The organism is Arthrobacter sp. P4_F10 (assembly GCF_056401435.1).
Map to the genome: position 1 here is coordinate 1 of NZ_JBFUJJ010000067.1, position 8242 is coordinate 8242.

Annotated in this window: 7 protein-coding genes and 2 pseudogenes; all 9 read left to right on the forward strand. The window is 66.7% G+C overall.

Annotation, left to right across the window (positions count from 1 at the left end; all coding sequences use genetic code 11):
• Positions 1 to 687 (forward strand): FAD-dependent oxidoreductase (locus AC1DR1_RS22565; RefSeq protein ID WP_476993387.1); only part of this gene is annotated, 687 nt, incomplete at its 5' end.
• A gap of 27 nt (positions 688 to 714) precedes the next feature.
• A complete protein-coding gene (locus tag AC1DR1_RS22570; protein WP_476993388.1) occupies positions 715 to 1137 on the forward strand; it encodes a sarcosine oxidase subunit delta in 423 nt (140 codons plus the stop codon).
• The gene (locus AC1DR1_RS22575; RefSeq protein WP_476993389.1) at positions 1134 to 4082 is read left to right on the forward strand and encodes a sarcosine oxidase subunit alpha family protein; all 2949 of its coding nucleotides are present in this window, start codon (positions 1134 to 1136) and stop codon (positions 4080 to 4082) included. The genes AC1DR1_RS22570 and AC1DR1_RS22575 overlap by 4 nt, the downstream gene beginning before the upstream one ends.
• Positions 4075 to 4710, forward strand: coding sequence for a sarcosine oxidase subunit gamma (locus AC1DR1_RS22580; RefSeq protein WP_476993390.1), 636 nt, complete (start codon positions 4075 to 4077; stop codon positions 4708 to 4710). Before AC1DR1_RS22575 ends, AC1DR1_RS22580 begins: the two co-directional genes overlap by 8 nt.
• Positions 4710 to 6125: an L-serine ammonia-lyase gene (locus AC1DR1_RS22585; protein WP_476993391.1), complete on the forward strand. Its 1416-nt coding sequence runs from the start codon at positions 4710 to 4712 to the stop codon at positions 6123 to 6125. Before AC1DR1_RS22580 ends, AC1DR1_RS22585 begins: the two co-directional genes overlap by 1 nt.
• 154 nt (positions 6126 to 6279) lie before the next feature.
• Positions 6280 to 6765 carry a glutathione peroxidase gene (locus AC1DR1_RS22590; protein ID WP_476993392.1) on the forward strand — a complete coding sequence of 162 codons (486 nt, stop codon included), beginning with the start codon at positions 6280 to 6282 and terminating at the stop codon, positions 6763 to 6765.
• 10 nt (positions 6766 to 6775) lie between these two features.
• Positions 6776 to 6958 (forward strand): annotated as a pseudogene (locus tag AC1DR1_RS22595) (L-serine ammonia-lyase, iron-sulfur-dependent, subunit alpha); the annotation flags it as partial.
• Between the two features lie 3 nt (positions 6959 to 6961).
• Entirely contained in the window at positions 6962 to 7846 is an 885-nt protein-coding gene (gene purU / locus AC1DR1_RS22600; protein ID WP_476993393.1) for a formyltetrahydrofolate deformylase, read from the forward strand.
• 130 nt (positions 7847 to 7976) lie between these two features.
• Positions 7977 to 8242: pseudogene (locus tag AC1DR1_RS22605) on the forward strand (pyridoxal 5'-phosphate synthase lyase subunit PdxS); the annotation flags it as partial.

Below are 8242 nucleotides of genomic sequence, written 5' to 3' on the forward strand. Positions count from 1 at the left end.
TGGGCGTTCGCCCGCAAGTGCGACGAGCTGGGCGTGGACATCATCCAGAACTGCGAAGTCACCGGCTTCGTCAAGGACGGCAACCGCGTGGTGGGCGTCAAGACCAACCGCGGCACCATCAACACCGAAAAAGTCGGCCTGTGCGCGGCAGGGCACAGCTCGGTGCTGGCGGAAATGGCCGGGTTCCGGCTCCCCATCCAGTCCCACCCCCWCCAGGCACTGGTATCCGAGCTCCACGAGCCCGTCCACCCCACCGTGGTCATGTCCAACCACGTCCACGTCTATGTCTCCCAGGCCCACAAGGGCGAACTGGTCATGGGCGCCGGCGTGGACTCGTACAACGGCTACGGCCAGCGCGGATCATTCCACGTGATCGAGCACCAGATGGCCGCCGCCGTCGAACTCTTCCCGATCTTCGCCAGGGCCCACGTGCTCCGGACGTGGGGCGGAATCGTGGACACCACCCTGGACGCCTCCCCGATCGTGGGCACCACCCCGGTGGAGAACATGTTCGTCAACTGCGGCTGGGGAACCGGCGGATTCAAGGGCACCCCGGCGGCCGGGCTGACGTTCGCGCACACGATCGCCACCGGCACCCCGCACAAACTCAACCAGCCCTTTGCCCTCGAGCGTTTCGAGACCGGCGCCCTGATCGATGAACACGGCGCCGCCGCCGTCGCCCACTAGCCGACGTCCCCTAGAAGGAATACGCACATGCTGCTTATCTCATGCCCCAACTGCGGCTCCCGCGACGAGACCGAGTTCCACTACGGCGGCCAGGCCCACGTGCCCTACCCGGAAAACCCGAACGAACTGAACGACCGCGAATGGGCCGAGTTCCTGTTCTACCGCGAAAACACCAAAGGCATTTTCGCGGAACGCTGGCTGCACAGCACCGGCTGCCGCCAGTGGTTCAACATGCTCCGCGACACGCTCACCTACGACATCCAGGCCATCTACCCGATGGGCACGCCCCGGCCTGATGTGACGGTCCCGGCCGCCGCCGAATCCGGCACTGCCAGCGCCGCTGCTGACAGCACCACCACCGGAGACTCCGCGCCCAGCATCTCGACTACCAGCATCGCCCCGGCCGCAACACCCGCCAGCACCACCGCCCCGAAGGGAGCAACCAAGTGACTTCCCAGAACGCCCGCCTCGCCGCCGGCGGACGCATCGACCGCACCGTCTCCTGGCGTTTCACCGTGGACGGCGAGGAATTCACTGGCCACCCCGGCGACACTCTCGCCTCCGCCCTGCTGGCCAACGGCCGGATCGCCGCTGGCAACTCGCTCTACGAGGACCGGGCCCGTGGCATCATGTCCGCCGGCGTGGAGGAATCCAACGCCATGGTCAAAATTGCTGCGCGCTTCCCCGGCGACGTTGCCGAGTCCATGCTCCCCGCAACCACCGTCACCCTGGTGGACGGCCTGAAGGCAGAACTCCTCAACGGCCTGGGCAAGCTGGATCCGGACGAGGACCGCGCCGAGTACGACAAGAAGTACGTCCACACCGACGTCCTCGTGGTCGGTGGCGGCCCCGCCGGCCTGGCCGCGGCCCGCGAGGCCGCACGCACCGGCGCCCGCGTGATCCTGATGGATGACCAGCCCGAACTGGGAGGATCACTCCTTTCCGGCTCCACCGCACCTGAGCTGGCTCAGACCATCGAAGGCAAGCCTGCCCTGGAATGGGTCGGAGACGTCGAAGCCGAACTGATCTCCGCGGCCGAGTGCACGGTCCTGAACCGCACGTCCGCCTTCGGCGCCTACGACGCCAACTACGTCATCGCCGTCCAGAACCGCACCGACCACCTGTCCAGCCCTGCCGCGCAGGGCGTGTCCCGGCAGCGGATCTGGCACATCCGCGCCGCCCAGGTCATCCTGGCCCCGGGCGCGCACGAACGCCCGCTGGTCTTCGAAAACAACGACCGGCCCGGCATCATGCTCGCCTCCGCGGTCCGCAGCTACCTCAACCGCTACGCCGTGGCCGCCGGTTCGCGCGTGGTCATCAGCACCACCAATGACGGCGCCTACGCCCTGGCTGCGGACCTGCAGGCCGCGGGCGTCAAGCTTGAGGCCGTTGTTGACGCCCGCCCGCAGCTGACCGCGGTTGCCGCGGCCGCCGCCGAATCCGGCATCCGGGTGCTGATCGGCAGCGCCGTGGCCAACACCACGGCCTCGCAATCCGGCGACGGCCGGCTTAACGCCGTCACCGTCCGCAGCATCAACGACGACGGCGAGCTCACCTCCGGCGTCGAAGAGATCGCCTGCGACCTGCTGGCCGTCTCCGGTGGCTGGAGCCCGCTGGTCCACCTGCACTCCCAGCGCCAGGGCAAGCTGCGCTGGGACGATGACCTGGCCGCGTTCGTCCCCAGTAGCGTCGTCCCCAACCAGCAGAGCATCGGCTCCGGCCGCGGCAGCTTCGAACTCGAAGACTGCCTGACCGAGGGCATCTCCGCCGGGGCCGCGGCTGCCATCGCCGCAGGCTTCGCGTCCGCCGTCGAACCTTCCGCACTTGGCGAGCCGAAGGCCTCCGCCCCGACCCGGCAGCTGTGGCTCGTTCCCGGCCAGACCGGCACCCCGGATGACTGGCACCACCACTTCGTGGACTTCCAGCGCGACCAGTCCGTGGCCGACGTGCTGCGCTCCACCGGAGCGGGCATGCGGTCCGTGGAACACATCAAGCGCTACACCTCGATCAGCACCGCCAACGACCAGGGCAAGACCTCCGGGGTGAACGCGATCGGCGTCATCGCCGCCGCGCTCCGCCAGGTCGGGGAAGCATCGCGCGGGATCGGCGACATCGGCACCACCACCTACCGGGCACCGTTTACCCCGGTGGCGTTCGCGGCACTCGCCGGACGCCAGCGCGGCGAACTGTTCGACCCCGCACGACTCACCTCCATCCACCCCTGGCACGTCGCCCACGGCGCCCTGTTCGAAGACGTCGGCCAGTGGAAGCGCCCCTGGTACTACCCGCAGGACGGGGAGGACATGGACACCGCGGTGCTGCGAGAATGCGCCGCCGTCCGCGACTCTGTGGGCTTCATGGACGCCACCACCCTGGGCAAGATCGAGATCCGCGGCAAGGACGCCGGTGAGTTCCTCAACCGGATCTACACCAACGCGTTCAAGAAGCTCGCCCCGGGTTCCGCCCGCTACGGCGTTATGTGCACCCCGGACGGCATGATTTTCGACGACGGCGTGACCCTGCGGCTCGACGACGACCGGTTCTTCATGACCACCACCACCGGCGGCGCGGCCAAGGTGCTGGACTGGCTGGAGGAATGGCTGCAGACCGAATGGCCGGAACTGGACGTGCACTGCACTTCCGTCACGGAGCAGTGGTCCACGATCGCCGTCGTCGGACCGAAATCACGGGCCGTCATCGCCAAAATGGCTCCGGAGCTGGCAGCCGACGGCGGCCTCGATGCCGAGGCTTTCCCGTTCATGACATTCCGCGAAACCACTCTCGCCTCCGGCGTGCAGGCCCGGATTTGCCGGATCTCCTTCTCCGGCGAACTTGCCTACGAGATCAACATCCCGTCCTGGTACGGGCTGAACACCTGGGAAGCCGTCGCCGCCGCCGGGGCCGAATTCAACATCACACCGTACGGCACCGAAACCATGCACGTGCTCCGCGCTGAAAAGGGCTACCCGATCGTCGGCCAGGACACCGACGGCACCGTCACACCCCAGGACGCCGGAATGGAATGGGTCGTCTCCAAGGCCAAAGAGTTCATCGGCAAGCGCTCGTACTCCCGCAAAGACGCCCGGCGCGAGGACCGCAAACACCTGGTCAGCGTGCTTCCCGTGGACGGCACACTCCGGCTGCCCGAAGGCACCCAGCTCGTGGAAAAGGGGATCACCACCAGCCCCGCCGACGGACCCGTCCCCATGCAGGGCTTCGTGACCTCGAGCTACCACAGCGCCGCCCTGGGCCGTTCCTTTGGGCTGGCACTGATCAAGAACGGCCGCAACCGCATCGGCGAGACCCTCGTGGCCGCCGTCGGCGACCAGCTGGTTGATGTCGTCGTCGCCGAAACCGTACTTTTTGACCCCGAAGGAGCCCGCAAAGATGGCTAACACCGCAGCACTCACCGGCATCAATGGACTCCGGGACATCCGCCGCAGCCCCGCCTCCCACCTGACCGAAGCGCTGGCGGCCGGTTCCGTCCCGGGCAAGGTTGTCCTCAACGAAGGCCCGTTCCAGACCATGGCCGGAGTCCGCGTGGACCCCCGCTCCGAGGGAGGATCACGGATCGCAGCCCTGACCGGCGGACTGCCGGCACGCTGCGGCGAGGCGACCGGCACGGACAGCATCAGCGTCCTCTGGCTCGGACCGTCCGAATTCCTGGTGGTGGCGCCGGAAAATGCCCACGACTCCTTGGGCGGCAACCTCATCGGCTCCCTCGTGGAAGCACTGGGCGACGCCCCCGGCCAGGTGGTGGACCTCTCCGCCAACCGCACCACGTTCGAACTCTCCGGTCCGCGCGCCCGGGCAGTCCTGGAAAAGGGCTGCGCCCTTGACCTGCATCCCCGCAGCTTCACTCCTGGAACGGCGCTGACCACCGAGGTCGGCAACATCCCAGTGGTGCTGCAGAAGACCGGGGAGGACAGCTACCGGATCTTCCCGCGGGCATCTTTTGCGGAATTCCTCGGCCGCTGGCTCCTCGACGCCATGCGCGAATACGCGTCCCCCGAGGTCCCCTGATGGCGCTCAGCGTCCTGGACCTGTTCTCCGTTGGCATCGGGCCCTCCTCCTCCCACACGGTCGGCCCGATGCGCGCAGCCAAACGCTTCGCCGACGGACTCAAACGCGACGGACAGCTGAGCTCCACCACCAGGGTGCAGGCCGAACTGTTCGGCTCCCTCGGCGCCACCGGCCGGGGCCACGGCTCCGACAAGGCCGTCGTCCTGGGCCTGCAGGGCCAGGACCCCGAAACCGTGGACACCGGCACCGCAGATGACCAGGTCGCGGCCGCTGCCCTCGATGCCGAACTCCGGATCGGCGGGGACCACCGGGTGGACTTCAACTGGGATGAGGACGTGGTGCTGCACCGCCGCAAATCGCTGCCGGCCCACCCCAACGGCATGACCTTCCGGGCACTCGACCACGCCGGGGCGGTGCTGAAGGAGCGCAGCTACTACTCGATCGGCGGCGGCTTTGTTGTGGACGGCACCGCACAGGGCGCTGACCCGGTGGTGGCGGACGACACCGTGCTGCCCTACCCCTTCACCACGGCCGACGAACTCCTGGACATCTGTAAGCGGGAGGGCATGTCCATCTCCGACGTTATGCTCGCCAACGAACTCGTCTGGCGCAGCGAATCCGAACTCCGGGACAAGCTCCTGGCCCTGTGGGCGGTCATGCGCCAATGCGTCGAGAACGGCTGCACCGCCGAGGGAATCCTTCCCGGCGGACTGAACGTCAAACGCCGCGCCCCCTCCCTTTTCCGGACGCTGGCAGCATCCGCCGTCAGCGCCGAGGCGGATGCCAGGAACCCTTCCCCGGTCCAGGTACCCGCCGACCCGCTGCTCGCCATGGAATGGGTCAACCTGTTCGCCCTCGCCGTCAACGAGGAAAACGCGGCAGGCGGACGGATCGTCACCGCCCCCACCAACGGCGCCGCCGGTATCGTCCCGGCCGTCCTGCACTACTACGTCAAGTTCGTCCCCGGAGCCAACGACGACGGCGTCATCCGGTTCCTGCTCACGGCCGCCGCCGTCGGAATCCTGTTCAAGATCAATGCCTCCATCTCAGGGGCGGAGGTCGGCTGCCAGGGCGAAGTCGGCTCGGCCTGCTCCATGGCAGCTGCCGGGCTGTGCGAAGTCCTGGGCGGGACCCCGGAACAGGTGGAAAACGCCGCCGAAGTCGGGATCGAACACAACCTCGGGCTGACCTGCGACCCCGTGGGCGGGCTGGTGCAGATCCCCTGCATCGAACGCAATGCCATTGCCAGTGTCAAAGCCATCAACGCCGCCCGCCTGTGCCTCCACGGCGACGGCAGCCACAAAGTCTCGCTGGACAAAGCAATCAAGACCATGCGTGAAACAGGAGCGGACATGAAAACCAAGTACAAGGAAACCTCCCGCGGGGGCCTCGCCGTGAACGTCATCGAATGCTGAGCCATGACGGCCATCCAGTCGGGATCCCGCCGCGGCAAGGCGCAGGCGTGCGGCGTGCAGGGCAACATGGAGTTCCACGTGCGGTGGTGCCAAGCGAGCGGTGTCGCCGTTTCCGGGATGCCGCTTCGGATCAACAACTTTGCGAGGATGCCTCATGACCGCTCTGCACTCTATTCCCCTTACCCTTATCGACGGAACGGACGCTGACTTCGGCCGCTTCAAGGGGGAGGTGGTACTGGTGGTGAACGTCGCGTCCCATTGCGGACACACGCCGCAGTATGCAGGACTAGAGGCGCTGCACAACAAGTTCCGGGAGCAGGGTTTCGCGGTGCTGGGGGTCCCGTGCAACCAGTTTTCCGGGCAGGAGCCGGGGGCCGACGCCGAGATCGCCGAGTTCTGCGAACGCAACTTCGGTGTGACGTTCCCGATGACTGCCAAGGCAGACGTCCATGGCGAGGATCAGCACCCGCTCTACGCGGAACTAACCAAGTTCAGAAATCCCGATCTTCCAGAGCGGGTGCAGTGGAATTTCGAGAAGTTTCTAGTGAACCGCGACGGTGGGGTTGTAGCGCGCTTTGCCTCGACGATGGCGCCCGAGTCACCCGAAGTCATAGGCGCCGTGCAGGAAGCCCTCGCATGACACGGATTGACGCCGCACCATCGCCTGTGTGAAGGCCATCAACGCTGCCCGCCTGTGCCTGCACGGGTACGGCAGCCACAAAGTATCGCTGGACAAAGCGATCAAGACCATGCGTGAGACAGGAGCGGACATGAAGACCAAGTACAAGGAAACCTCCCGCGGAGGCCTGGCCGTGAACGTGATCGAGTGCTGACCCGTGGATACCTTGAATAGCACCGCCGCTGAATACGTCCTGACCCTCGACTGCCCGGAGACCCGGGGAATCGTGCACGCCGTGTCCGGATTCCTGCTCGAACAGGGCTGCGACATCCTGGAAAGCAAACAGTTCGACTCACAGGACGACGGCCATTTCTTCATGCGGCTCCACTTTGCCTCGTCCGGGGACTCCCCCGGCGGGCCGGCCACCCTCGATTCGCTCCGGGAGGCTTTCGGGCCCATGGCCGAAAGGTTTGGCATGCAGTGGCACCTGCGGGCCGCGGGGACGAAATGCCGGGTCCTGATCATGGTGTCCAAGTTCGAGCACTGCCTCAACGACCTGTTGTTCCGCGCCCGCATCGGCGAGCTGCCCATCGATATTGTCGGCGTCGTCTCGAACCATCCGGATCACCGAGGGACCGTGGAATGGCACGGCATCCCCTTCTTCCATGTGCCCGTCACGGCAGCCACCAAGCCGGCGGCCGAGGAGAGCCTAATGGAACTCGTCGACCGGCTCGACGTCGAACTGGTGGTGTTGGCCCGATACATGCAGGTCCTCAGCGACGATCTCACCCGCCGCCTCGATGGCCGCGCCATCAACATCCACCACTCCTTCCTGCCCAGCTTCAAGGGCGCCAAGCCCTACCACCAGGCACACGCCCGCGGCGTGAAAACCGTCGGCGCCACCGCCCACTACGTCAACGCGGAGCTCGATGAGGGCCCGATCATCTCCCAGCAGGTGGTGGAAGTGGACCACACCTACACCGCCGAGGACCTCGTCGCCGCCGGACGGGACACCGAGCGCAAAGCACTCTCAAACGCCGTCCGCTGGCACTGCGAGGGACGCGTCTTCCTCCAGGGCAACCGGACCGTGGTACTCAAATAGCTACGGACCCACCCAGAAGTCCGGCGGTAGCCGTGTCACCCCGGCGCCCGTAACCACCCCAGCAACGAAAGAGTATCCAGTGAATCAGCCAATTCCCCGGGCCTTGGGCAGCAACCGTGTCAAGCGCGGCATGGCTGAGATGCTCAAGGGCGGCGTCATCATGGACGTCGTCAACGCCGAGCAGGCCCGCATCGCCGAAGACGCCGGTGCCGTGGCCGTGATGGCGCTGGAACGCGTTCCGGCCGATATCCGCGCCCAGGGCGGCGTGTCCCGCATGTCCGATCCCGACATGATCGACAAGATCATCGCCGCCGTGTCCGTGCCGGTCATGGCCAAGGCCCGGATCGGCCACTTCGTGGAGGCGCAGGTCCTGCAGTCCCTCGGCGTGGACTACAT

Bases quoted from the DNA above. Each gene is read 5' to 3' on its own strand.
- AC1DR1_RS22590 (WP_476993392.1), top strand. From the start codon at position 6,280: ATGACCGCTCTGCACTCTATTCCCCTTACCCTTATCGACGGAACGGAC.
- AC1DR1_RS22585 (WP_476993391.1), top strand. From the start codon at position 4,710: ATGGCGCTCAGCGTCCTGGACCTGTTCTCCGTTGGCATCGGGCCCTCC.
- AC1DR1_RS22580 (WP_476993390.1), top strand. From the start codon at position 4,075: ATGGCTAACACCGCAGCACTCACCGGCATCAATGGACTCCGGGACATC.
- AC1DR1_RS22570 (WP_476993388.1), top strand. From the start codon at position 715: ATGCTGCTTATCTCATGCCCCAACTGCGGCTCCCGCGACGAGACCGAG.